Origin of the sequence: Bradyrhizobium sp. ISRA464, from assembly GCF_029910095.1 — a bacterium.
Taxonomy (GTDB): domain Bacteria; phylum Pseudomonadota; class Alphaproteobacteria; order Rhizobiales; family Xanthobacteraceae; genus Bradyrhizobium.
The window spans coordinates 8403961-8428588 of sequence record NZ_CP094526.1 but is presented as its reverse complement, the minus strand read 5'-3'; the positions used below and the strand labels follow the sequence as shown (position 1 = coordinate 8428588).

At 60.0% G+C, this 24628-nt stretch carries 19 protein-coding genes and 4 pseudogenes; 13 read left to right on the top strand and 10 right to left on the bottom strand.

Going from position 1 to position 24628, the window contains the following annotated elements:
* Positions 1–17: 17 nt before the first annotated feature.
* The 6 genes and pseudogenes from trkD to MTX19_RS39005 all read right to left on the bottom strand — a co-directional run.
* Positions 18–242 (bottom strand): annotated as a pseudogene (gene trkD / locus MTX19_RS39030) (potassium transporter Kup); the annotation flags it as partial.
* Between the two features lie 476 nt (positions 243–718).
* Positions 719–1384, bottom strand: a complete 666-nt coding sequence (locus MTX19_RS39025; RefSeq protein ID WP_280981902.1) for an ABC transporter ATP-binding protein — start codon at positions 1382–1384, stop codon at positions 719–721.
* A 40-nt stretch (positions 1385–1424) separates the two neighbouring features.
* The gene (locus MTX19_RS39020; RefSeq protein WP_280985779.1) at positions 1425–3446 is read right to left on the bottom strand and encodes an ATP-binding cassette domain-containing protein; all 2022 of its coding nucleotides are present in this window, start codon (positions 3444–3446) and stop codon (positions 1425–1427) included.
* A 59-nt stretch (positions 3447–3505) separates the two neighbouring features.
* On the bottom strand, positions 3506–4435 hold the full coding sequence (locus tag MTX19_RS39015) for a branched-chain amino acid ABC transporter permease (protein ID WP_280981899.1): 930 nt from the start codon (positions 4433–4435) through the stop codon (positions 3506–3508).
* A gap of 37 nt (positions 4436–4472) precedes the next feature.
* Positions 4473–5723, bottom strand: coding sequence for a branched-chain amino acid ABC transporter substrate-binding protein (locus tag MTX19_RS39010; RefSeq protein WP_280981898.1), 1251 nt, complete (start codon positions 5721–5723; stop codon positions 4473–4475).
* 675 nt (positions 5724–6398) lie between these two features.
* Positions 6399–7076, bottom strand: a pseudogene (locus tag MTX19_RS39005) (ABC transporter substrate-binding protein); the annotation flags it as partial.
* Positions 7077–7279: 203 nt separating this feature from the next.
* Between MTX19_RS39005 and MTX19_RS39000 the strand changes: the two are divergent.
* From MTX19_RS39000 to MTX19_RS38980, 5 genes are all read left to right on the top strand, one after another.
* Positions 7280–7456 carry a hypothetical protein gene (locus MTX19_RS39000; protein ID WP_280981896.1) on the top strand — a complete coding sequence of 59 codons (177 nt, stop codon included), beginning with the start codon at positions 7280–7282 and terminating at the stop codon, positions 7454–7456.
* 23 nt (positions 7457–7479) lie between these two features.
* Positions 7480–7686 (top strand): cold-shock protein, encoded by a 207-nt coding sequence (locus MTX19_RS38995; RefSeq protein WP_280981895.1) that lies wholly within the window; start codon positions 7480–7482, stop codon positions 7684–7686.
* 291 nt (positions 7687–7977) lie between these two features.
* Positions 7978–8271 (top strand): 30S ribosomal protein S21, encoded by a 294-nt coding sequence (gene rpsU, locus MTX19_RS38990; protein WP_280981894.1) that lies wholly within the window; start codon positions 7978–7980, stop codon positions 8269–8271.
* Between the two features lie 1439 nt (positions 8272–9710).
* The gene (locus MTX19_RS38985; RefSeq protein WP_280981893.1) at positions 9711–9923 is read left to right on the top strand and encodes a hypothetical protein; all 213 of its coding nucleotides are present in this window, start codon (positions 9711–9713) and stop codon (positions 9921–9923) included.
* A 334-nt stretch (positions 9924–10257) separates the two neighbouring features.
* A complete protein-coding gene (locus MTX19_RS38980; RefSeq protein WP_280981892.1) occupies positions 10258–10446 on the top strand; it encodes a hypothetical protein in 189 nt (62 codons plus the stop codon).
* Positions 10447–10879: 433 nt separating this feature from the next.
* Here the strand turns inward: MTX19_RS38980 and MTX19_RS38975 are convergent, their stop codons facing one another.
* On the bottom strand, positions 10880–11722 hold the full coding sequence (locus MTX19_RS38975) for a hypothetical protein (protein ID WP_280981891.1): 843 nt from the start codon (positions 11720–11722) through the stop codon (positions 10880–10882).
* A gap of 164 nt (positions 11723–11886) precedes the next feature.
* On the opposite strand from MTX19_RS38975, the gene MTX19_RS38970 reads away from it, so the two are divergent.
* A complete protein-coding gene (locus tag MTX19_RS38970; protein WP_280981890.1) occupies positions 11887–12246 on the top strand; it encodes a DUF6788 family protein in 360 nt (119 codons plus the stop codon).
* A 41-nt stretch (positions 12247–12287) separates the two neighbouring features.
* Positions 12288–13670: an ISNCY family transposase gene (locus MTX19_RS38965; protein ID WP_280981889.1), complete on the top strand. Its 1383-nt coding sequence runs from the start codon at positions 12288–12290 to the stop codon at positions 13668–13670.
* 676 nt (positions 13671–14346) lie between these two features.
* On the opposite strand, the gene MTX19_RS38960 is transcribed toward MTX19_RS38965, so the two are convergent.
* From MTX19_RS38960 to MTX19_RS38950, 3 genes are all read right to left on the bottom strand, one after another.
* Positions 14347–15483, bottom strand: a complete 1137-nt coding sequence (locus MTX19_RS38960) for a lactonase family protein (RefSeq protein WP_280985778.1) — start codon at positions 15481–15483, stop codon at positions 14347–14349.
* 9 nt (positions 15484–15492) lie between these two features.
* Entirely contained in the window at positions 15493–15807 is a 315-nt protein-coding gene (locus MTX19_RS38955; protein ID WP_280981888.1) for a hypothetical protein, read from the bottom strand.
* A gap of 386 nt (positions 15808–16193) precedes the next feature.
* On the bottom strand, positions 16194–17633 hold the full coding sequence (locus MTX19_RS38950; protein WP_280984644.1) for an acetamidase/formamidase family protein: 1440 nt from the start codon (positions 17631–17633) through the stop codon (positions 16194–16196).
* A 473-nt stretch (positions 17634–18106) separates the two neighbouring features.
* Between MTX19_RS38950 and MTX19_RS38945 the strand changes: the two genes are divergently transcribed.
* The 6 genes and pseudogenes from MTX19_RS38945 to MTX19_RS38920 all read left to right on the top strand — a co-directional run.
* Positions 18107–18679: a thioredoxin family protein gene (locus MTX19_RS38945; RefSeq protein WP_280985777.1), complete on the top strand. Its 573-nt coding sequence runs from the start codon at positions 18107–18109 to the stop codon at positions 18677–18679.
* A 264-nt stretch (positions 18680–18943) separates the two neighbouring features.
* A pseudogene (locus MTX19_RS38940) lies at positions 18944–19177 on the top strand (isoprenylcysteine carboxylmethyltransferase family protein); the annotation flags it as partial.
* Between the two features lie 351 nt (positions 19178–19528).
* Entirely contained in the window at positions 19529–20335 is an 807-nt protein-coding gene (locus MTX19_RS38935; protein ID WP_280981887.1) for a nickel-binding protein, read from the top strand.
* Between the two features lie 555 nt (positions 20336–20890).
* Positions 20891–22222 carry a group II intron reverse transcriptase/maturase gene (gene ltrA / locus MTX19_RS38930; RefSeq protein ID WP_280985776.1) on the top strand — a complete coding sequence of 444 codons (1332 nt, stop codon included), beginning with the start codon at positions 20891–20893 and terminating at the stop codon, positions 22220–22222.
* Between the two features lie 566 nt (positions 22223–22788).
* Positions 22789–23931, top strand: coding sequence for a YncE family protein (locus tag MTX19_RS38925; RefSeq protein WP_280981885.1), 1143 nt, complete (start codon positions 22789–22791; stop codon positions 23929–23931).
* Positions 23932–23988: 57 nt separating this feature from the next.
* Positions 23989–24548: pseudogene (locus MTX19_RS38920) on the top strand (saccharopine dehydrogenase); the annotation flags it as partial.
* Between the last annotated feature and the right edge of the window lie 80 nt (positions 24549–24628).

Below are 24628 nucleotides of genomic sequence, written 5' to 3'. Positions count from 1 at the left end.
ACCAGACCTGGGGCAGCTTAGATCGCCACCTGCGCACCGATCTCGACAACACGGCCGGTCGGGATCCGGAAATAATCGGTGGCATCGCTCGCCCCGGAGGCAAGCGTGATAAACAGCCGATCCTGCCAGCGCGGCATCTCCGAGCGAGCGGCTATCCTGAGCGAGCGACGCGACAGGTAGAACGAGGTCGACATGATCTCGAACTGCCATCCCGCTTTGCGCGCGATGGCCAGGGCCTCGGGATATTCGTCGCCATGCTCTGCATCGTGGCGAAGAGGACAATTCCAACCCGCTCGGGGTCTCCGGTGGCGAGGTGCCCTGCTGCCTGCCCCTGGACTAGACTAGAAGCTCGTGCATGACCCTGAACGCCGGATCGGCTGCTGCCGCTACCCGTTCGATGTTTGCGGGCGAACATGGTGGTATTCAGGGCCATGACCAATGCGGCCGCGTTCGGAAGCATGTGGGCATCGAGCTATCCGGGCATGTCAAGCATGGGCAAGATGATGGCTCTGGCATTGCCATGTGCCATGGCGGCCGTGCTACTATTCCAGCCAGTTCTGATGGGGCGCCCGCGGCAAACGAAACCCTTTCGCGAACCACGCCCGCGCCCGACGCAAGCTGCCGACTAGCGGCTCTAAGCTTCAAGCATTGGTCAGAGGGCCCTTACGGGGTGCATGCTGGAGCATGTTTGTCTCCTGGCAGCCCCAAGATAAATTGACTACGATTTCATTTCGCCAAGATAGGCCCGCTGGACCACTTCATTGCCCCGCAGGCTCTGGGCCGAGCCATGCAGCACCACCTGGCCGGTCTGCAGCACGTAGCCGTAGGTGGCGATCGATAGAGCCATATTGGCATTCTGCTCGACCATGAAGATGCTGGTCCCTTGGCGATTGATCGCCTGAATGATTTCGAACACCCGTTCGACAAATGCCGGCGACAGGCCCATGGATGGCTCGTCCATGCACAGGAGCTTCGGCCGCGCCATCAGTGCACGACCTATGGCCACCATCTGCTGCTCGCCGCCTGACAGCGTGCCAGCCTGTTGCTTGAGACGCTCCTTAATGCGCGGGAACAGGGCGAAAACACGTTCCTTGTCGACCTTGATCGCGGCCGCGTCGTTGCGCGTGAACGCGCCCATTTCCAGATTTTCAAGTACGGTCATGCGGGGAAACAGCCGCCGCGCCTCGGGCACCGGCGCAATGCCCCGCTTCACCCGCTCGGCAGTCGGCAGGTCGTTGATGCGCGCGCCCTCATAGGTGACTGCGCCGCTCTTCGGCATCACGATCCCGAGAATCGTCTTCATGGTCGTGGATTTTCCGGAAGCATTGCCGCCGAGCAAACAGACGATCTCGCCTTCGCCAACCTGGTAATCGACGCCCTTCAAGACGTGAAGTTCGCCGTAGTAGGTGTTGACGTCCTTGAACTCAAGAAGCGGCGGCGGTCGCTGCGGCGGCGTCTGTTGTTCGTCCAAGATAGGCACGCAGCACCTCCTTGTTCGAATGAACTTGTCTAGGCGTGCCCTCGGCGATCTTCTCGCCGTGATCGAGCACGATTACCTTGTCAGCGATTTCGTTGACCACAGTGAGTTTGTGCTCGATCAGGAGGATCGTCACGCCTCGCTCGCGCAGACGCCGGATCTGGTCCGCCAGTTCCAGCGTCTCCGTCGGATTCATGCCGGCCGTCGGCTCGTCGAGCAAAAGAAGCACAGGCTCCGTGACCAGCGCCCGCGCGATCTCAAGCCGCCGACGGTTGGCGTATGACAGAGATAAGGCGAGGTGCTGGAGGCGCGGCATCAACCGGTTGCCGAAAATGCCCAATATTTCGAGCGCACGCGCGCGTGCCGCCGCTTCTTCGCGCTTCACGCGCGGAAGGCGCAGCACTGCTCCGACAGCCCCGGTTGAGGTGCGCGTGTGCGCTCCCACCAGCGCGTTCTCCAGCAGCGTCATGTTCGAGAAGAGGCGCAGGTTCTGAAAGGTACGCGCAATACCCTTCTCGACAATCCGGTGCGGCTTCGATCCGGTAACGTTTTCACCCGCCAGGAGCACCTCGCCGCCATCGGGTTCGATGAGGCCGGTGATGAGATTGAAGAACGTCGTCTTGCCGGAGCCGTTCGGCCCGATCATGGCGACAATCGAACCGGGCATGACATTGAGATCGACGCGGTTGACGGCCTTGATGCCGCCGAACGACTTCGCCAACCCTTTGATCTCGAGCAGCGGCCTGCCCGGATCAATCGTCCGCCGATGAAGGGGGGCAGATATCGCGACGGAGGTTCGCGATGGCATTGCGTCCTGCTGCTCATAGGTCAGCGCTGTCACTGTAGCGCGTTCGGGGATGAGCCCCTGCCGGCGATAGAGCATCATCACCACGAGAATAATGCCGAAGATCAGTTCGATCGACTGCACGAGATCGAGCTCTTGCAGAAAGGCCGTGCCGGTCAAATCACCGAGTGCGTGTATCCACTGCGTCAGGTCCTGCAAGAACCATGATTGCAGCAACTGCAGGATGAGCGCGCCGACCACCACGCCGGCAACGCTGCCGATGCCGCCCAAGACGATCATGACCAGAATCATGACCGAGACTGGGAACATGAACATCTCGGGCGCAGCGGTCTGCAGTTTGGCCACATAGAAGGTTCCTGTCATACCGGCGAAGCTCGCACCGATGGCAAAGGCGAGCAGCTTGAGCTTGGTACTGTTGACCCCCATTGCCTCTGCTGCGATTTCGTCCTCGCGTATGGCAAGCCAGGCTCGGCCGATGCGCGAGTGCTTCAGCCGTGCGCTGATCAAGATCAGCAGGACGATCAGGGAAAGCCCGAGGTAGTAGTAAGGCGTGGACATCACACCAAACTCGTAGCCGAAGAACTTCGGCGTCGTGACGCCGTTGAGGCCTTGCGCGCCATTGGTGATCGAGGGCGTGTTGCGCGCTACGATCGGCACGATCTCGCCGAAGCCCAGCGTCACGATGGCCAGATAATCCCCCTTGAGCCTCAGCGTCGGCGCGCCGAACAATACTCCGAAGAAGGCAGCGACCACAGCCGCAACCGGCAACATCAGCCAGAACGATACGTCAAAATGGACGGTGCCAATGCCGCCCCCAACCTCAAGGTGCTCGACCAGGCCAAGCCACTGGAAAGGCTCCCAGAAGCTGCCCCACTGCGGCTGGATCTGATAAGACGACAGCGCGCCATAAGTGTAGGCGCCGATGGCGAAAAACGCGGCATAACCGAGATCGAGGAGGCCGGCAAAACCGACGACAATGTTGAGCCCGAGCGCCAGCATGACAAAGGCGAACGCGTTCGCCGCCGCATCGATATCGCCCTCATTGCCATCCAGATAGGGGAAGGCAAGCGCCGCCATGAGGATGATAACGAGCAGATACGGACGGAGCCGCTCGCTGCGCGCGCGATTCCGGATTGCGGCAATCCAGCCGTGTGAGCGCGCCACCGCTGGGGGCGCTGCCTCTTGCGTGGGTTTCGCCTCTGACTCTGACACGTAACTAGCCCTTAAGATTGCGTCGGAGCCGCGCGGCCGAGCAGCCCTGTCGGTCGTAAGACGAGCACCATCACCAAAAGCGAAAAGATGATCACATCGGTCCAACGCACGGCGATGTACTGGCCGCCCAGCGATTCGATGAGCCCGATCAGCACCCCTCCGAGCATCGCCCCCGGTATGTTGCCGATCCCACCGAGAACCGCCGCAGTAAAGGCCCGTAGGCCGGTGGTGTAGCCGATCAGGTAGCTCGTATAATTGTAGTAGAGCCCGAAGATCAGCCCCGCCGCGCCGGCGAGAGCAGATCCTAGAAAGAAGGTGATGACCACCACGCGGTCGACGTCGATGCCGACCATGCGGGCCGCCTCCTGATCCTGCGCCATCGCCTGCATCGCCTTGCCCATTTTCGTCCGTCGGACGAAATAGTTGAGCGCCACCATGAGCAAGAACGAGATGGCCCACAGGAGCACCTCGCGCAGGTGCAGGGTGACGCCACCAAAACTCCAGGCGGTATTAGGCATCGGGTTGGAGTAGTTCTTCGAGTCGGCGCCGGCTGACAGCAGAATGATGTTGTACAAGATGTAGGACATGCCGATCGTGGTGATCATCGGCGCGGTGCCCGGTACACCGCGCAGAGGCCGTAACGCGAACCGTTCGATTGCGACGCCGAGAATGCCCGCCCCCAGCATGGCTATGATGAACGCAGCGACAAGGATGCCGGCCAACGGCAGTCCGTGGAGAACGTGCGCCTGACCGTAAACGCCCATCGCCTCCAGCGCCCACATGGCCAGAAACGAGCCTACCATGAAGACGTTGAAATGCGCGAAGTTGATCAGTTCGATGATGCCGTAGACCATGGTGAAGCCTAGCGCGAGCAGCGCATACATCGCGCCGAGGCTTACACCGTTGATCACCTGTTGGAGCAGGACATCCCAATGACTCATTGCCGGTTCTCTCGATACGGCATCACGAGCAGAGAGTTCACGACTGCGGCGCTGCTTCGAGATACTTCAACTGGTGCGTGATGTCGTCCGCAGGGTATTTGTCATCGTGGCGGTACTGGAAGACACTGACCGTGCGGTCGAGAATGTCGCCATTCTGGTCGAAAGCAACGACTCCCTGCAGCGTGTTGACGTGCGACGCCTGAATCGCGTCGCGGATATGGGCGCGGCTCATTTCCTTGCCGCTTTTTGCTACTTCCGCGACGGCAGCGAGAATGACCTTCGCGGCATCATAGGCGGTTATCGAATAGTCGTCCGGGGTGCCGTGATACTTCTCCTGGAAGGCCTTCACGAAATTGGCCGCGACCGGGCTTTCCGTCAGGTGCGGGCCGGCGTTTGTCGCATACCAGCCTTCAATCGCAGGGAAGCTGCCGCCCTTGAGGAAACTACCGCCGGCCACGCCGTCACCGCCTCCCTTGATCATCTTCGGAAGGGTCTCATAGGCCTGCTTGGCGACCTTGACGCCGGCTTGCGCCACACCGCCATAATAGATGGCGTTGGGATTGACGGCCTTAATCTTGGTCAAGGCGGTTGTGTAGTCGGCTTCCTTGGGATCGAGTTGGTCGTGACCGAGAACCTCGATACCGATCTTCTTCGCCTGATTTTCGAACGCATTAGCGAGCCCGACGCCGTAAGCACCGGAGTCGTCGAGGATGAATACCGTCTTCACATGGAGTTTTTCTTTATAGAAGTTGGCCATATTCGGACCCTGGTAGGCGTCCGTCGTCACGGTTCGGAAATAGACGGCCTTTTGCTTGGGCCTGAATTGGCCGGCCATTTTCGGATCGGTAATATCGGGGTTGGTCGAGGATGGCGTTATCGTCGCCATCTGCGCTTCGCTGAGGATCGGCGACATCGCTTTGCCGCTGCCGCTCATTTGCGGTCCGACATTGGCGACGACCTGCGGGTCGGCGATCAGCTTCTTCGTATTGGTGGCGGCCTGCGCGGGATCATACTGTCCGGCGGTAGCCGTACCGTTGTCGTAGATAACCGGGACAATCTTATAACCCGCAACTCCGCCATCGGCATTGGCCTCGTCGAACGCCATCATTGCCCCATTCTTGATCAGGGCAGCGTCCTCCGCGTCGGCACCCGTGAGGGGCACGGTAATGCCGATCTTGACCACCTTTTGGGCGGCTAATGCTGCGGTGCATCTACCAAACGCGGCGACCGCGGCCAGGGCAACGGCCCCCGCGTTCAAAGCACGCCGTGTGTACAGGAGCGGTTTCATGGGGTTCTCCTCGTACATTGGGGCCCCACGTGCACAGGCTACATCCGGCTTATCCTGTCGTACATCCGCCAAACGCCGCATTCTGCCCCTGGAAGGCGACGCAACACTCAGGCCATCCAGTGAAGCGGACACATCGCAAATACCGCCGGAAGGGCGAGATTGACCCATTGCGAAATCAGCCCCGGAGAAATGACAGCGCCTCCGCCACCCGCTCAATCAATTGCGGCGACAGCAACGTGCTGGTGCGAACTGAATGATTTGGCAGCTCTACTGACGCATTTTTTCGGGCGTGAGGATCGAACCGGAGCGAGAAGAGCTTCCCGAGCAGACCTCGTGGAGTGCCGGGTACGCGGCTGTTCGCTTGCCGCCCTGCACTCAACTCACCTGGACTTTCGGCGAGACGCCGCTGGCGATGTCACAAGCCGAGATACGCACGCCGGATTTCCGGCATTGCTGCGAGCGGACCGGGCGCCCCTTCAGTGAAAACCCGCCCCTCGGCGACCAACATACGCATAGTCGCTGACGGCCAGGGCAAGGTGCACGTTCTGCTCGACCAACAGGATGGTCAATCCTGCTTGCCTCAACTTCTTGAGCGTGAGGAAGAGCTGATAGGTGAGCACTGGCGCCAGGCCCGAGTGAACATTTCATCGATAATCAGAATGCTCGGATCGGACATCAGGCCGCGCGCAATGGCCAGCATCTGCTGCTCGCCGCCTGACAGCGTGCCGGCGATCTGTCGCCGCCGCTCGCCAAGGCGGGAAAACAGAGCAAAAACGTCTCGAAGGCGAACGCCATAGTTGCGTGCCTTGAAAAGGCGCCAAGCTCGAGATTTTCATCGACGGTCATGGTGCTGATCAACTGCCGCCCTTCCGGAACCAGGGCCAACCCGCGCTCGGCCCTGGCGTGGGTAGGAAGGCGCGAATTGCGGCTTGTAGTTGACCTGAAGCTCCATTGCGATGGCACCGTCACGCCGAGGGCCGCGGCTCCGAGCTCAGCGAATTTGTCGTCTGCGAGTGCCACAAGGATCGATATCCACTTCAGATTGGCTTTCTGGTCGTACATCTGGCGTGCCAGCGTGGCGCCGTCCGAATAATGGCCGCCGCCCATGAAGGTATCAGCGTTGGATGAAATGATCTTATTGACGACCGGTCCGAAATCGGTCGTCGAGGGAGCATACGACTCGTCCATGACGACTTCGAGCTCGGCCTGCTCCTTTGCCGCAGCGAGCACGCTCTTCGAGAATGGATCAGCGGAATAGACCATGGCTATCTTGGCATGCGGATCCTTTTCCTTCAATGCTTCGATCGCACCCGAGAGATAATGGCCCGCCGAGGTAATCACCATGAACAGATGCTTGTTACCAAGCTGAAACGGCTTTTCCTCGGCACCCCAGCTATCGACGGCGTGGCTGTGTTGCGCGGAGCGAGTTTATCGCCAGAAACTCGCTTCGCTTTGGTCTCAGATTGGCGTACCCTCAATCCATCACCGGCTAAGAGCCTCGGGCGTCGGTGGCTGAGAGACCAAGTGTGCTTTCGCCTGTCGCAGAAAGCACGACCATGATGGAATTTCACACCTATACGTTAGGCGCCGACGACAGAATTGTTTCCCGCCACGACATCTTCTGCAAGGAAGCCAGCGCAGCCTTGGTTGAGCCGGCGACCTCGCTGGCGGGTGCAACGTTGAACTTTGGTACGGCACCCGAAGGCTCGCGACTATTACTAAGTCCCCCATGAAACAGATTAGAGGAAATGATCTAATGCCGACAGGTACCGTAAAATGGTTCAATGACCAGAAAGGCTTCGGATTTATCGCTCCAGATGATGGCGGCAACGACGTCTTCGTTCATATCAGCGCAGTCGAGCGCGCAGGGTTATCCGGCTTGGCTGAGGGGCAAAAAGTTTCCTACGAAGTCAAAGTCGATACAAAGCGCGGGAAGAGCAGCGCAGAGAATCTGCGGGTCTGATGACAGCTCCAGATGATCGATCTTCAGATGGGATCGCAAAAGCGAACCGGCTCCGTCTACTGAAAGAGGACGGGGCGAAGGCCATGCAAGAAGCCGAAAACAACGCCATCGCCGTGCGTAAAAAATGGAACGCCTCAGGGCATTAAGACTGGCGAAAGAGACCGACTCAAACCGAACTGAAATTCGGGCAGGGACGCCCGCAGCGAAAGCCAGACGGCCGAAACGGTTTAGGTGAGACAACGATTCGCCTGCAGGCGACAAGTCGATGCAACAGACAAGGAGTTGCGCTTCATGCAAGTCTTCGTTCGCGACAATAATGTCGATCAAGCGCTTCGCATCCTAAAAGGAAAGATGCAGCGCGAAGGCGTTTTCAGAGAGATGCGACGCGCAAGCTTCTATGAGAAACCGTCAGAAAAAGCGGCAAGGGAAAAGAGCGAAGCGATCCGCCGTGCCCGCAAGCTCGCCCGCAACCAAGCGATCCGGGAAGGACTAATCGCCGCGCCCGTAAAGAAGCCCATCGATCAGCGCAAGCGGCCAAGCGGCGCGCTGCCAAACCTCGCCACGCCCACGCAAAAACAACGGTAAAAGAAAACTTATCACTCCCATCTGCATATACACAGTCATGGACCAGACCTATGCTTCGGAAATCCAGCTTGTTCGTGTGACCACCGATGATGGCGAGCGGAGAGTTTGGCTGGCGGCTACGCCGCGCAACAAGGCCGTAGCCCGCGTTCTTGACGTTATCCCCGAGGGTTGGACGGCCAGCCTGTTAAAGAACAAGCTGAGTTCAAAGGACGTGGCAGACTTACGCATGAAACCCGGCGACGTCAGAGAAGTAGCGAGTCCACCCCAAAGGCCCTGAACGGCTGTCCGCCTGATCTGAGGCGCCGACCCTGGTATGCAAAGTTTGCGGCGCGGCTGGATCTGTGAACGTCGTGCCGAAACAGCATGACAGGATCGGGCACGCGGTGCCATTTACGAAGGGCTGGAAGCCCTGAAGCTCACGAATCGTTTAAGCTATTCGCTTTCGGATTGAAGCCTTTGTGCGAGGCACGGACCATCGCGAACGAACGCACCAATTCTCCGGATCGGCGATCAGGTACGTCTTAGCGAACTCGGCGCCCGTCGCATAAGAAGGGCGCCCTCGAAGACCGGACGGGTAGTTGGCGCTGGCAAGGCGAGCAAGCTGACGGTCCGTGTATTATTCGATGGAATGAAGTGTCCGGTTAGCCTGCATCAAAGCTATCTTGAACTCGACGAAAATGCCCCGGTGAATGCAGGCTGACATCGCGCGAAGCGCGAGGGCAACCCGATGGATCGTTGCTATACCTGCGCTGACTATTTTGGCGGCTGACGCCCACGCGAGTTTAGCCATTCCGCTATTTGGAGCGCTGTTTCAGCCTGCCGCGCTCGGCGGATGAGCCTCTCACGCTCAACCAGGCAGAGTGCCTCGCGCTTCTTTCAATAAGCGCGTTCTCCAAGGCGTTTATCGAAAGTTTCGGTTTGCTGGATATGGTCCCGCATGTGCTGCTTGGCTTAGGGGGCGCAGCAACCCGACCAGGGCGCGTTCGAATGACAGCTTCTAACGGCTTTAAAGGTGGTTCCGTTCCTAATCGCGGGAACATTCACCGTCCGGCGGCAGGCGAGACGGACGCCCGTCTAGCGATGCGGCTCCTTTTCCGCGCGGACATGAAGGGAAACGGAACCGAATTGGCTTATGTTAATTAGCTCTCTGAGCTTAGGGCGCGCGCCTGCGAGACGGTCATGGACAATCTGCGCGACGTGTTTCGCCCGGACGACCCCGTTCTTGAAAGCCTTAAGGCCATCGAACGGCTATGGATGTAATCCTGAAAAGCCAAACTCTGCGAAGACGGCCGATCCCCGACGCTTTTATAGGCCGCAAGACTTACGAGCCCTTCCGTCAAGAGGAGAAGTGGTAAGGACCGCTTCCAAATGAGAGTTTTCGCTATGTGCGAGAAGTGCGCTGAGTTTGACGCGAAGATCGCACATCTCAAAGCCTGTCCATGCGCATCACCGACCAGCTCACATTAGACGGCGTCGCTCTCTTGATCGAGCAGTACCGAGCGCAAAAGAGCTCCCTACATCCGGAGAAGGGCGAGCGGGACGCTTTCATGGACGACGTGGCGCCGACGGTCGACAGGTTCGCAGTCCCTCCGACCGAGCGGGCCGAGGTCGTGGCTATCGTCGAGAGCACAAGGGCTGACATCGTCGTCTAAGGACGCAGCCGCGCGTGCCGGGTTTGGCCCGACGCAGACTACCTCGAAGCGTGCCCTTATGTCGGCGGCTCGAAGTAAAGCGGACTCGTTGTGCTCAGCGCGAGCTATTCCGAGTGTGACCAACCTGACCTGCATGGTGCCTGGGAGGAACGCGGGCACATCCGTCTGCAATTAGCACGAGGCGGCCAAAGAAGAATGTGCGCACATCAGTAGCTTTCCATCCGCCCGGCGGCCCCCGCCGCGCCGCCTTATCGCGTCGGCGCCCTTTTGCGGGACCTTGGCCCCGCGCGATAACACGCGCATGAATGTCGCAACCTCCAGCAAGGAGCCGACCATGACCCAGCGCATCCCTGAGAACGTTTCCGCGGCCGAATGGGGACTCGTCACCATCATGGGCAGCACGATGCCGCCGCGAGACCCCAACGATGACGATGATGATGATGACGAGGACGAAGACAACGACACCGAACCGGACGACGAGCGCCAGCCGCCAGTCGTCAGAGAACCCGACGAAGACGAATAAGCGCGAAGGCTCGTGCAACAGCTCGCCAGCCTTAATCTCGCTGCGGCTCGATGACTGGTTGCGTTGAGGGTCGGATGCCGTTCGTTCAACCACATCGACGCTAGTTCATCACCCTACTCGGCGGTGCGGCGGCAGCGTGGCCGCTCTCGGCGCGCGCGCAGCAGCTGGCAATGCTGGTGATCGGATTCATCAGCGCCCGGTCGCCGGAGGAAATAGGCGAGCCAATGTCGCCTATTGGGGCCCACAGCGGCGGGATTTAGCGTTTCGTCCACATGCCGGCACAGGTGGACCGGACGTGGCGCAGAAGAGGCTGGATAGACCCTGATGACCCATCTGCGGAAGTGAGGCTCGTGCGGGTGCGCTTTGTTTCCGGCTATGACGACATTTTGGCTGGGTGCTATCGAGATGATCGCTGGGCGATATCCTGTATCGATCAGTTCGTCGAGGCGCGGACGACCCGTCCGATGCCAAATTGATCGCCGACGCGGCTGACCTTGCCGTGGCCAAAATCGATCTCGATCATGTCCTCCGACGAGCCGATCAGGCCCACGGACTTGTGGGTGTGAGCGTCGAATATTTCGGTGGCGTCATCGCTATTCTTGTTGGGCGCGACATAGGCGTAGTCGCCTTCGATGTCGAAGGTCACCCAATGCGCCCCGTGGCGACTTTTCATCCTGACCCGCTCGGTCAATACCGGGGCCATCGGATCGCGCATGCTCCACACATAGATGTGCGGATCGTCCGCACTGCTACTCTGCCACACCTCGCGCTCGTCGGGTGTCCATCCAATCCCGTGCAGCAGCCCAGCTTCGCCGGCTGGATGCTCCGCAAGGCTGGCGGTGACGATGCGGCCGCTCTTGAGCTCCGCAACCTGCATCCCCCACAGGCCGGTCACGTTGTTCACCACGTAGCGGCTCATGCCATCGACCGCGTAGGGCCCGAGAATGCCAGCGTAAGGGCCGACGCGGGAGACCGTGTAGCTCTGCGGATCGATCAAATAGAGGTATTTCCCGCTTCCGTCATCGGCCTTGGTCTCCTGAAAGAGCGGCCCAGACAGCGGGAACAGGGTATCGTGCAATCGACTAGAGAAATGCACCTTGCGGATGACATCGCCCGTGCTGGCATCGACAACGTTGAGAAAGTCGGCCGAGCGGCCTTCCCAGGTCGGAACGTACAAGAGCTGCCCGCCCGGATGAACCGCCAGCCGATCGACATCGGGATCGATGGCGCGATTCCAGAGCACCACGTCATCGTAGAGATTAAGGCAATAGATCATCCCGATTCCTGAGCGGGTGCGGTAGGCCACGTAGAGCCGGCCGGTCGCCGCGCTAGCTAGTTTCTGTCGCGAAACGCATTTCACCCTTTAAAATATGGGGTATCGCGCGATTTTCGCGCACGTTTTTCTTGCACGGTACATGTGCATAGTATCACATTCTTTATATGACGCATGTCGATTCGGAATCGCCTTCGGATGTTGCGCGCTGGCTGCGAAGCGAATCGACGAGTCTCTGGCCTGCGCTTCTGGGTTCGCTGAGCCTTCGTCGTAGCCGGTGCATCCGCAAGAATTGCCCGGCGTGCCGGTCTGGCGAACAGCATCAAAGTTTTGTGCTCTACGGTCGCGCGAACGGGCGTCGCGTTGCCGTCTACGTGCCGGAAGAGCTTGTGCCGGAGGTTCAGCGCAGCCTGGACAACGGGCGCGCTCTGCAGGATCTGCTGCACCAGGCGGCACCGCGATACATCAAAGCGCTGAAGCGAGAACGCGCCGAAGCATCCAAAAGCAAGAAGAGCCGAGCGATGTGAGAGCGACGGCGCGACAGATCAGCTTTGCCGATTGGGAGCTGATGCGGCAACGCGATCAGGGCATTCGCCTGGAGCCGCCGCTGGAGGCGATATCCGGCTTTCTCGACGACCAGCGGGACGTCATCGAGCGCGTCCGGCGGGACTTGGTGCGTGGCCTGAAGCAGCCCGATAGCGGTCGTCACGGATTGACGGCGACGCAGGTTCTGCGCTCGCTGGTTCTGATGCGGCTCAAGAACTGGGACTATCGCGAGTTGCGTGAACGCATCGCAGATGGATTGACGCTTCGTCAGTTCACCGACTTCTACTGCGCGCCGGTGCCGAAGCATGACGCCTTTCAGCGTGGCTTCATCCGTCTGACCCCACAAACGCTGAGAGCGGTCAACGATTTGGTGGTTCGGGCAGCGGTCGAGCTCGGATTGGAGGACGGCGCTAAGTTGCGGGTCGACACGACGGTGGTGCAGACCGACATTCATCATCCAACCGACAACACGTTGCTATGGGATGTGGTCCGCGTCGTCACACGCCTGGTCCGCCGTCTGGCCAAAGCGCTGGAATTGCGAAGAATCAAAGGCTTTTGCGACCGCCCGCGCGCCGCGCGGCGGCGGATGTACGAGATCCAGCGCATGACGACGAGGCAGCGTCACGAGCAGCAGGCCCGCACATACCGGATGCTCATCGACATCGCCGAGGAGGTCGTAGGAAACGCCCGCGCGGGGCTCGAGAGAACCCGCACGATCCGCGGCAAGGACGTGTTCACCGACATGGCCATCGAGGACCTGCGCGGGCAGATCGAGCACTTTTGCCACCTGGGAGATCGTGTCATCGATCAGGCACGCCGTCGCGTGCTCTTTGGCGAGCAGCTCGCTACCGACGAGAAGATCTATTCCATCTTCGAGCCTCATACCGACCTGATTAAGCGCGGCAAGGTGCGCACGCCGGTCGAGTTCGGCCACAAAGTCTTCCTCGCCGAAAGCGCAGCCGGCCTGATCACGCAATATGAGGTGCTGAAAGGCAATCCGCCCGACGAAGTTCACGTGGCATCTTCTCTCCAGCGCCACAGGCAAGCCTTTGGCCGCGCCCCGCAGCTGTATGGCTCGGATCGCGGCTTCTTCAGCGAGCAGAACCTTGCCTCGTGCAAGCATGCCGGCGTCAAGGTGGTGTGCATTCCGCAGCGTGGCGGCAAGAGGACGGGACGACGCGAAGCCTACGAGAAGAGCGCGGTCTTCAAGGATGGTCAGCGCTTTCGCGCCGGCATCGAAGGACGCATCTCGGTGCTGTTCCGAGGCCGGGGCATGAAGCGCTGTCTCGCCGAAGGACACGACCGCTTCGAATTGTGGGTCGGCGCCGCTGTGCTCGCCAACAACCTCATGAGAATCGCGGCGCTACTGACGACGCGGTCGCCTCGCCGACGAAGAGCTGCTTGACGATACGCAAGCTTCCCGACAGATCAGAACGGCCGCGGCTCAACGTTCTCGAGCTGAACGTTTGCCAACCAACACCGAGCCCAAGCTCGAAAATCGACCCGTCCGGGGCTCGCCGATGCTGGCCTCCATTGGCATTTTGTGCCCAATCCATCGAGATAACCTGGATCGCCACCATTTAATCCGGGCGTTTCGCGACAGAAACTAGCTAGCGGCGACCCCCTTCACGTCGTCCACGTCACGAACGGTCTCGATGGTCTTAACTAGACGATGTTCGGTACCCATGTCGTAGACCGATATGGAACCCCGTATCGCCGCCGCCTGATTGACTGCGTAGAGGAACCGCCCGGTGCGCGGTTCGTGTGTGGCAAGCGCTAGGCTCTCTTGACGTGCTGCTCGTTGATGCAGCGGGAGGTGCGGCCGCGGCGCTCCAGACCGTAGACCCAATCGTCAAGGTCGCCGCTACAACGGTGCAGGCAAAGCGAATACGGTGCTGTTCAGCTTCATCTGCCCGCCTCAAAACGCGAACGCAATCGTAAAGCATTTTGCGCTACGCTGGAAATGATATGCGTAACTGCGCACCGCGATGCGACCGTTCTAGGGACTTTTTTGACCGGGCTTGACCCGGGGGTCTGTTGGTTGGCCGGGTTAAGCGCGGCCATTACGGTATGAGGGGCGGCTAGTCGTGGATCCTATCGACGATCTCGACCCAGTTCGGCTGCTTGCCCATTGGATATTGCTTGACGTTGTTCAGCTCGCCGCTCTTCTGGTCGATCGCATGGACGGTCAGGCTCGCTGAATCCATCCCCACGGCCAGCAAGAACTTGCCGCGCGGATCAATGTTGAAGCCGCGCGGGGTCTTCTCGGTCGGCCATTTGCCGATCCCGGTCAGCGTGCCCTTCTCGGGATCGATCTTGTACCCATGCAGCATGCTGGTCGTGCGCACGGCGCCGTAAAGGAAGTTTTCGTTCGGCGTGATATGGATGTCGGATGCGAAGGCCGAATCTTTTTGGTTGTAATCGCCGGTGTCGACGAATGCCACCTCGGTAAGGGTACCCTTGTCCTCGTCGATCGAATAGGTGCCGATCGTCGCGGTCGTCTCGGTGATGAGATAACCCCATTTGCCGTTCGGGTGGATGATGAAATGGCGCGGGCCGGCGCCGGCCTTGGTGGCGACCGTGGGCGGATCGTTGGGCGTCAGCATGCCGGTGCGGGCATCGAACTTGAACTGCATGACGTAATCGGCGCCGAGCACCGGCACATAGGCATGCTTGTTGCTGGCGTCGATGAAGACGCAATGGGCCTTCGGCTTGGTGTCGATGATTTGCGTCGCCTTGTCTTCTACGATATAGCGCGCGTCGATCGGATAGACTGCCACTTTGGCGCCGGCATAGGACGCGCCGAGCAGGTATTTGCCAGTCTTATCGACGTTTATGTAGGCCATCTGATCGACCAGCGGCGTCGCGTCGAGATGGGTGAGCTTCCCGGTGGGGTGGTCGATGGAGAACGTCGAGACCGGATACGGCTCGCTGCGCAGTTGCGCGTAAATGAAGCGCTTGTTTGGGGCCAGCGCCATCGGCAGGCTGACTAGCGAGGTCTTCTCCGCGCCCGGCACTGGCGCCTTCTCGATCATGGTGAGCTCACCGGTGTCGCGGTTCATGCCGAGGACAGAGATGTCCTTGGTGCCGGCGTTCGAGACGTAGACGAAGGTTTCGGGGCCATCAGCAGCCATCGCCCTTTGTGCTCCGATCAGGGGAAGGGCGCCGAGCGCAGCGATCCCGCCGAGCCCGAGTTGCAACACGCGGCGTCGTCTCATGATGTCCTCCTACCGTTGCAATTCACGCGCGGCCCGAGCCGGCGCCGCGAGAGCCAGTTGCGGCTTTCGGGAACGGGCCGAAATCCGTCCGCGCCGGCCAGGCTCAGGACAGGATGGCGGCGACGTTGAGGTCGGCGACGCCGTGAAATCTCCCCCGATCAGATACCGCGCTCCTCGACACCGCGGACACCGCGCGGCCGAGCGCGACAAGCGGATGCTGAAGGTCCTTCTCGGCAGCGTCGACCCGGCGGCATCGCGCAGGTCCTCGGGATAGACCACGCGGTTGAACATCGCGGTCAGCACCGACCGCTCGATCTCGGTCATGCACACAGGCTCCACTGTCCTGCCCGCGGCTCGTCTTCCAGACTCCTCGACCGACACCCTCCGATTGAATCTTATATCTGAAATTGGGACCGAGCACTCAAAATCACGCCGCAAAGGCGCTGGGCCTGACGGTGCAACCCACGTTGCTTGCCCGCGCCGACGAGGTGATCGGATGACGAATGTCGTTTGCTGCGGGTCATGAGCCAGGTCCTGGCCCATACCGACGAAATCCAGCGATCGTCCACATGTCGGCCGTGAGGGGTAGATCGGAAATGGTCGACGTGTGGCCAAAACGACGCGAATGATCCCCTCGGACATTGCGCGTCGCCCGAGGGCTATTGCTGGTCCGATTCTAACATTCCCGTCGCTTCACGGGTCCTGGAGCTTCAAGCCGTCGCTATACCGGCAAACAGGTTCTTCTTGATGATCGCGTGGATGCCCCAATTGCCATCGACCACCTGCGTGACGCCGAAGTCGACTCCAATGGACATGAGCGAAATCGCCTCGTCCTCGCTCAGTCCCTTGGTCGTGATCAGGAAGCTACGCATTTTGCGAAACGCATCCCTTAGCGCGAGATCGATCGAGGATTTCTTGTAGATGTCCTGCTGCGCCGTAGCGCCGAGCTCCGCGAGATAATTGGGGAAGCTAAATCCGTGCAGGACCCATTCGTCCTGCGTCTCAAGCAGCGGGTAATTCAGCCCGGCGAGCGCACCGCTCAGTGAATTCTGCTTGTGCAGGATAAGCTGGAAGGTCCCGGTCAGCGACATTTCGATGGCGGTGCCGCACAATTCAGAATCGCCTTGCGCGGCGTGCGAGTCGCCGACTGAGAACAAGCCGCCTGGCACTGCAACCGGATAGTACAAGGTCGCGCCCTTGCCGATACGCCAATTATCGATGTTGCCGCCGAAATAGCTCGGCGGAATAGAATCGACGATGTCGGCTTCTTTTGGCGCCAGGCCCATGACTCCAAAATGCGGTCGGATCGGGATGCGGACGTTTTTGAGGATGTTGTGGTTCTCTTGCACGATCGAATGGTCGACCGGCACGCCGGGATAGTCGATGATCTTGTGCACGACACCATACGGATCGGTTTGAGGCACCCAGCGGAAGTTGTAGACCGCGTGCGCCCAGTTTTGCTGCCCGCTGGTGTCGATCTCGTAGATCGTGCACACCTCGCGCGGCTTCGGGTCAGTGAGCAGATCATTGTAATGAAAGCCCCACCAAGCCGCCGCGTTGCTGCCGAATGACTTGCCCGGGTACGCCGGATTGGCGCAGGGCCGGGGGTTTACATCCATGATGCGGACTTCAATGATATCGCCCGGCTCGGCGCCGCGAACAAAAACTGGACCGGTCAAGATATGCACGCCGAAGCCTTCGCCTGCGCCGCGCCCGAGCTGCTTGCCGTCGATCGGGCCGGCGCCACGGCGATTGACGCCTTTCTTATCCTTGGTCCAAAGATAAATACTCTCAATACCCGGATCGCCTTTGACCATACGTTCGACGTCGTCGCCGGCGTGGTGGGTCACGGCCTCAATGGTGATGTAGTCGCCCGAATCCACTTCGAGCTGAGGCTTTAGTAGCTTGCTGAAATAGCCCCAATGCACCGTGTCCGAGTTGGCCGGCAAGTAGTGGTAGGTCGGCTGGCCGGGCTTAGTCTGCGCCGACGCCGGAGTGGCCAGCGTGCCGCTTGCAGCCCACGCTGCCGCACCACCGCCCGCGACGAATGCGCTCTTAAGGAATGCGCGCCGCTCTTGGTCGAGGTCCTCAAGGAGCTTCTGTCGATGCAGCTCAAATTGCGGGCACGCTTGATCATCGCCTGCGCACATGATGGTGACTCCTCTCTGAGGAATTTGCCGGGCAGGAGGTGGCTTGGTGACCCGCAAGAATTGCGCCAGCGTCAAGCCAAACTCGCCTCGCTTGACCCACCCGCAAAATTCAACGCTCAAATTTGCTCCATCGCAAGCGATGTAATCCGACAGCAACACTGTCCAAACGCCGCATCGCTCCTCTTACTACTCAAATGAAGTGCCCCCGCGCGCGGACCGCAAAGCGCCCTGGGACTGTCAAGTCGGCAACATGCTGCTTGCGATCGGCACAATCTCCGATTGGACGCACAGGATCGCGGCAAGCTGAAACGTCCGCCCTGGTGCCCTGACCGACCAACCTCAACACTTCTTTTCACGTCGGCTGTCAGGGCGTAGACCGGAAATGGCTGACGTGACGCGACTCGCGAGCAGGGTTTGGAAACTGTGCCCGGCAAGCCGTCGTCAGCATAGATTTTGGCACAAGGAGGTGCGATATGGCGACAACAGCGACCCAAGTCGTTCCTGATACGCCGGCGGCGGAGTTCCGGCTTCCGGCCACCGATGGCAAGACTTACGCACGGGACGACGTTGCGGGCGAAAAAGGCACGGTCGTCGTCTTCATCTGTAACCATTGTCCCTATGTTAAAGCGATGATCGACCGCATGGTTTCGGACGCCCGCGTGCTGATGTCGGAGGGCGTCGGCTTTGCAGCTATTTGCTCGAACGATGCGGCGAGCTATCCCGAAGACTCATTTGAGAATATGAAGCGCTTCGCGAAAGCTCATGATTTCCCGTTTCCATATCTCCACGACGAGACCCAGACAGTCGCTCGAGCGTATGGAGCGGTCTGTACGCCGGACTTCTTCGGTTACAATGCCGACCGGAAGCTCAAGTATCGCGGCCGGCTCGACGAAGGCCGCACGACTCCGCCTCGCGCGGGGGCGCCGCGAGAGCTTGTCGAGGCCATGCGTGCGATTGCGACCACCGGTATGGCGCCGGCTGACCAAAAGGCGTCTATTGGCTGCTCGATCAAATGGAAGGACGAAAAAAGCCGAGCCCTGTCCTAAGCGCCCCACCGGCTACAGAAGACGACCTTTTTTGCACGTCGGCTACTCTTCTGCCGTTACGGCCTTGCAGGCGAAACATCTTTTCAAAAAGTAGAGTTTATGCGTACGGCGGCAAACGTCAGCTGTTCAGGGTGAAGCGAAAGGAGGCTAGCAGATAAGGCCAGCTGACTGGGTCGAAAATGACCCGAATCTGCCTTAACGCGCGGAATGACGCCGAAACGAAATCGATCCGGTGGACCCGGACAACCGGATCGCGGTACGGGTCACCTCGTCACGGACGGCCCCTTCTCCTTTACGCGCAACCCGCTCTACCTCGCCGGCACGATGCTTGTACTGGGGATTGGGCTGGTCTCGGGCATTGTGTGGTTTTTGCTCCTTGCGATCCTCGCCGCATTCACAGTGCAAAAGCTCGCCACCGAGTGGGAGGAAAGGCATCTACAAGCGCGATTCGGGGAGACCTATCTGGATTATGCCGGGCGCGTGCGACGATGGATTTAGTTAGCCGATTTCGTTGAAGGTGCTCGAAGCCCGCTCGCAACGCGGAGCTCGAGCGCAAGATCGACAACCTGTTGCGCCATGGACCGGTAACGGAGCGAAAGAGGATTGACGGCCGATGGTTCGTTCGCATGCACATCGGCGGCACGGCAGCAATTGGCCCCAAGGCGAAGGAAGTGGGGAACAGCGCATTGGTTCGACCGGCGCTTGTGACCCACACCAGTAGTTGTAACACGTGCCGAGTGGTGGGATGCGAATACAAGCAAGACACGCTTAGTCGTTGGCATCTCTTCGCAGTTAGGGCTTCAACAATTCAGTGCTAGGATGTTGCCGGGCAAATGGGGAGAGAGAGAAATGCCAATCTTCCTGGATCGTCACGATGTAGTCGAATACTCGGCGGAAGAAGTTGCCAAACTGCACCTCAAGGACCTGGAAGTCCAAGACAAATATGGCGTGAAGTTTCTGACGTATTGGTACGATGCTGAACGCCGAACGACATTCTGTCTTGTGGATGCACCAGATAGGGAGACAGCCGACAAGGTCCATGCAGAGGCCCATGGGCACGTGGCCAACCAAATGATCGCCGTGGATCTGTCGGCTGTCGAGGCTTTTCTCGGTCGCATCCAGGATCCGCTTTCGGCAAAAACGGTGCCGATCAACGAATCAGCATTCCGCGCCATCATGTTCACGGACATGGTCGGCTCGACCGAGATGACGGTGCGACTCGGCGATACGAAGGCGATGGAGCTGCTCAGGGCTCACGATGCGATCATCCGGCGGTGTTTGGAACATTATCGCGGCTCCGAAATAAAACACTTGGGCGACGGCCTTATGGCGTCATTCGACGACGCACCAGCTGCGGTCGCGTGTGCAATTGAGATTCAGGAAAAATTCGCATCCTATAACAAGAACAGTGAGACCCCGATCCATGTAAGGATCGGCATACATGCCGGCGAACCCGTCGAGGAAGGCGATGATCTTTTTGGTTCGGCGGTGCAAATGGCGGCTCGAATTTGTGATATTGCCCAAGCAGACGCGATCCTTGTATCTCGTGAGGTCAGGGATGAGTGTACCAATGTCGATCTCGAGTTTGCGCCAGCGGGTTCTGAAACGCTGAAGGGATTTTCAGAGTCGGTTGCGCTGTTTTCTCCGGCTCACTGATGCGGGCACCGCTCTCTGAAACACTTGAGAAATCGTCGGTGCGAATGTCCGGATGTGGCGTGCGCCGTGACAAGGCGGCGCTTTCCAGTGGGTGCAAGTCCCACCCGGCAAACGCTCCAGCCGGAAGCAACCGGAGCAGCTATGGAGGTGACGAAGTGGCTGAAGCCTTCGGATAGCGTGTCACGAATTGGTGACAGCGCGAGTGTGCAGGTCGTAACGCGAGTGAACGCCGAGCAAGCCTCGAAAAGGACGATGCACAGGCCGACCTGACGGCCATATCAGGGAAGGCTGACACGACTGGGGCGAAGTGAGCGAAGCAATACCTCCAGTCGCTGTGCCGGGGTAGTGGCGACGGCATGTACACAAGGAAAGCGTACGCAACACGGGAGACCCCAAGGCGTGGTCAGGGATGATCAACCGGACGCCCGCGAGGGACAGGCCGGTCGCCTTGGGGTGGCGGAGAGGTTTGTAGTACCGCTGAAGCCGGGTAACGCCGGTGGAGGGAAGGGACCTCAGTTCAAGACAGACGCAAAGACGTGGTGAGGGACCTGGAGATTGGGCAACCTATCAACTCCGAAGAGTGTTCAGAAACTGCAGACGGCGTTACACGCGAAAGCGAAGGCAGAAGCTGGCTACCGCTTCTACGCCCTGTACGACAAGATCAGCCGGGAAGACATCCTGGCCCATGCCTATGCCCAATGCCGTTCCAACAAGGGCGCACCGGGGGTAGATGGGCAGGACTTCGCGGACATCGAAGCGTATGGGGAGCAGCGGTGGCTTGGCGAACTGGCGCTTGCGCTCAGGCAGGAGACGTACCGGCCGGACCCTATCAGAAGAGTGTACATACCGAAGGCCAATGGCAAACTCAGGCCATTGGGCATCTCGACCTTGCGAGATCGGGTCTGCATGACGGCAGCGATGCTGGTGCTGGAACCGATCTTTGAGGCCGATCTTCCACCAGAGCAGTATGCCTACCGTCCCGGGCGCAATGCCCAACAGGCGGTGGTCGAGGTGGAAGCGCAGCTGTTCCGCGGCCACCCGGAAGTCGTTGACGCCGACCTCGCGGACTACTTCGGGAGCATTCCGCATGCCGAACTCCTAAAGTCGGTAGCACGCCGAATTGTTGATCGGCGCGTGCTGCATCTGATCAAGATGTGGCTGGAATGTCCCGTGGAAGAAACCGATGATCGAGGAAGGACGACACGGACGACCGAGGCCCGGGACAAGCGGCGCGGCATCCCGCAAGGCTCACCCATCTCACCATTGCTGGCGAATCTTTACATGCGCCGGTTCGTGTTGGGATGGAAGATGCTTGGGTTGGAGCGAAGCCTTGGCACTCGCATCGTGACCTACGCCGACGACCTCGTGATCTTGTGCCGGAGAGGCAAAGCCGAAGAAGCCTTGCAGCAACTGCGCGAGATCATGAGAAAGCTGAAGCTGATGGTCAACGAGGAGAAGACACGAATCTGCAAGGTACCGGAAGGAGAGTTCGACTTCCTGGGTTACTCGTTCGGACGGATGTACTCAGCGAAAACCGGCCAGGCGCGCCTGGGGTACCGGCCATCGCGCAAGAGCATCAAACGCGTGATCGAAAGCATTCGCGCGCTCACCGCCCGATCAGGAACTTGGCAAGAGACCACGGAGCTCGTAGGCCAGTTGAACCGCACGCTGCGCGGATGGGCGAACTACTTCAAAGTAGGCACCGTCACCAAAGCGTATCGGGCGCTCGACAACTACGCGGCTGCGCGGTTGCGCCGGTGGTTGCGCTTCAAGCACAAGGTCAGGCGACGCAGGGGCGGGACCTATCCACTCTCGCACCTCTACGGGTACTTCGGGCTCGTACGCCTAACCGCGCTTGGGCGCGACTTGCCGTGGGCGAAGGCATGAAGTCTTGTCCGAGAGCCGGATGCGGGAAATCTGCCTGTCCGGTTCGATGAGCGGGATGTGGAAACGGAGCCAAGGGTGAACCACTAAGGCACCGCCAGACGAAAGAGGCGGCAAACAGATATGTTCAGCCTACCGCGACCCCGCCACATCTCGACTCTACCCTGAGGCGAACAACATAGTCCCTGCCGGGCAGTCGGCTATCAGGGGTACACCGGAAGACTTTCGCGCGGGGGCTCAGCGCCGCTCCCGACTCGACTCGGACATTGCATCCCTGGTCGACTGTGGGGCGCGTGGGTGGTCGGGCCCTCCTTTTCATGAGTAGGCGAGGTGGTGTAGTCTTAAACCAGCTGCCCTTGAAGTGGGACGTGCCGAACTGGCAGCGATCGCGCCGTCGGCAGGCATTGCATTCTAAATTCGAGCGTCATCCTTTTCCGGCGCTATTAATACCTGCGTTTGCGCTTGACGCTCGCGCCAGAGTACGAGGAAGAGTTTCCCACCAGCACAAACCGGGTCCATGGAGGAAAACCATGCCAAGGACTTTAGCTGCGGCCGCGCTTGCCGCCGCGATGGGCTTCGCCGCCGCGGCGCAGGCCCAATATCTAATCGTCGGCAACGATGAGAAGGTCGCTTTCACCGACGGCAAGCCGGTGTTGAGCCCGCCGGGCAAGGACACCGTGTCGATCATCGATATCCGCGATCGCGCCAAGCCACGCATCGTCGTCAATCTGCCGCTCGAGAACTCGGTCTTCGGGCCGCCGACCAACCTCGCGATCACGCCGGACGGCAAGCTGGCGCTGGTGACGAATTCGATCGACGTGGTCAAGGATGGCGACACTTTGAAAAGTGTGCCGGGCAACAATCTCTTCGTCATCGATCTGACGACCTCGCCGCCAGCGGTCATCGCCACGATCCAAACCGGCAAGCAACCCTCAGGCATGGCGATCAATCGTGCGGGAAATTTGGCCCTGGTTGCCAATCGTGCGGACAACAGCGTGAGCGTCTTGTCGATTTCCGGAAAGACCGTCGCCGTCGTCGGCACGGTGGCGCTCGCGCCTGCCGACGCGCCGAGCCAGCAACCATCCGCCGTGGCCATCACGCCCGACGGCAAGCGCGCGCTGGTGGCCAAGGCGACGGCGAACAAGGTCGCCCTTCTCGATATCGATGGTACTACGGTGACCTACAAAGGTTATGACATGCTAACTGGCGTGTTTCCGTACAACGTCCAGATTACCGCAGACGGCAGGCGCGGCCTGGTTAATCACGACGGCAATGCCGGGGTCGCCGACGGTCAGGTGAGCACGGTGGCGGTCATCGACATGACGCTCGATCCGCCGCGTGAAGTCGACCAAGTGGTGGTGGGGGACGGGCCGGAAGGTTTGGCAGTAAACCCGACCGACGCCTATGCCGTGACGCTCCTGACCAATGGCTCGGGCGGCTCCGTGCCAAACAACGCCTTTTTCCGTCACGACCATGCGGTTGCGGTGCTTCTCAAGACCGACGGCAAGAAGGTGCGCAAGCTGGGCGAGACCGAGGTCGGCACCCTGGCCGAAGGAATCGCCTTCAGTCCCGACGGACGGTTCCTGTATATTGCCAATTTGGGCGAACAGGAGCTGGCCACTTACCGGCTCGCCGGTAACAAGCTGGTGCCAGTGGGCTTGCCACTCAAGCTTCCCGGCCATCCCGCCTCGATGCGCGGCAGCACGCCCTGATCAGGTGCGCGGAGAGCCGGGGCGCAAAGGCTTTCATAGACTTGTTCTTGTCTCCAAGGGGAGCCGGCTTGGATGCGGCGCATGATCGACGCCCATCACGAAGAGGCAAAACGCACGGGGCGCGCATCGTCTTCTCCTGCGGCTTCGATTCCATCCCGTTCGATCTCGGCGTGCTCACGTTGCAGGAGAAGGCGCGTGAGAAATTCGGCCGCGCGGCGCGACGGGTCAAAGCCCGCCTGCGCAAGGTGAAAGGTGGCATGTCTGGCGGCACCGCGGCGAGCGCTCAAGCGACGTTGGCCGCCGCCGCGCGCGATCCGGCCCTGATCCGGATGCTGACCGATCCCTTCGCGTTGACGCCAGGGTTCACCGGGCCGTCTCAGCCGTCGGGTCTCATCCCCGAATACGACCCGAGGATGAACGTGTGGCTCGTGCCGTTCCCAATGGCACCGATCAACATCAAGAACGTGCACCGCACGAATTTCCTGTTGGGTCATCCCTACGGCACGGACTTCGTTTACGACGAGATGATGGTCGCGCCGGGATTTGGGGAAATCGCTCGCGTGACCACGGAGACGTTTGCCACGATGGTTTCCTTGTTCGCGACCGGCGGTCTCAAACCCGGACACCATAAACTCAGCGGAAAGCGTTCGGGGGGAACGTAGGTAGCGCTCCGGTGACTTGAGCCCCCGACATAGAA

Bases quoted from the DNA above. Each gene is read 5' to 3' on its own strand.
- MTX19_RS38980 (WP_280981892.1), top strand. From the start codon at position 10,258: ATGACCCAGCGCATCCCTGAGAACGTTTCCGCGGCCGAATGGGGACTC.
- MTX19_RS38950 (WP_280984644.1), bottom strand. From the start codon at position 17,633: ATGTGCGCAGGCGATGATCAAGCGTGCCCGCAATTTGAGCTGCATCGA.
- MTX19_RS39000 (WP_280981896.1), top strand. From the start codon at position 7,280: ATGATGGAATTTCACACCTATACGTTAGGCGCCGACGACAGAATTGTT.
- MTX19_RS38965 (WP_280981889.1), top strand. From the start codon at position 12,288: ATGCGGCAACGCGATCAGGGCATTCGCCTGGAGCCGCCGCTGGAGGCG.
- MTX19_RS38970 (WP_280981890.1), top strand. From the start codon at position 11,887: ATGACGCATGTCGATTCGGAATCGCCTTCGGATGTTGCGCGCTGGCTG.
- MTX19_RS39015 (WP_280981899.1), bottom strand. From the start codon at position 4,435: ATGAGTCATTGGGATGTCCTGCTCCAACAGGTGATCAACGGTGTAAGC.
- MTX19_RS38925 (WP_280981885.1), top strand. From the start codon at position 22,789: ATGGGCTTCGCCGCCGCGGCGCAGGCCCAATATCTAATCGTCGGCAAC.
- MTX19_RS38935 (WP_280981887.1), top strand. From the start codon at position 19,529: ATGCCAATCTTCCTGGATCGTCACGATGTAGTCGAATACTCGGCGGAA.
- MTX19_RS38955 (WP_280981888.1), bottom strand. From the start codon at position 15,807: ATGACCGAGATCGAGCGGTCGGTGCTGACCGCGATGTTCAACCGCGTG.
- MTX19_RS38960 (WP_280985778.1), bottom strand. From the start codon at position 15,483: ATGAGACGACGCCGCGTGTTGCAACTCGGGCTCGGCGGGATCGCTGCG.
- MTX19_RS39010 (WP_280981898.1), bottom strand. From the start codon at position 5,723: ATGAAACCGCTCCTGTACACACGGCGTGCTTTGAACGCGGGGGCCGTT.
- rpsU (WP_280981894.1), top strand. From the start codon at position 7,978: ATGCAAGTCTTCGTTCGCGACAATAATGTCGATCAAGCGCTTCGCATC.
- MTX19_RS38975 (WP_280981891.1), bottom strand. From the start codon at position 11,722: ATGATCTATTGCCTTAATCTCTACGATGACGTGGTGCTCTGGAATCGC.
- MTX19_RS38995 (WP_280981895.1), top strand. From the start codon at position 7,480: ATGCCGACAGGTACCGTAAAATGGTTCAATGACCAGAAAGGCTTCGGA.
- MTX19_RS38945 (WP_280985777.1), top strand. From the start codon at position 18,107: ATGGCGACAACAGCGACCCAAGTCGTTCCTGATACGCCGGCGGCGGAG.
- MTX19_RS38985 (WP_280981893.1), top strand. From the start codon at position 9,711: ATGCGCATCACCGACCAGCTCACATTAGACGGCGTCGCTCTCTTGATC.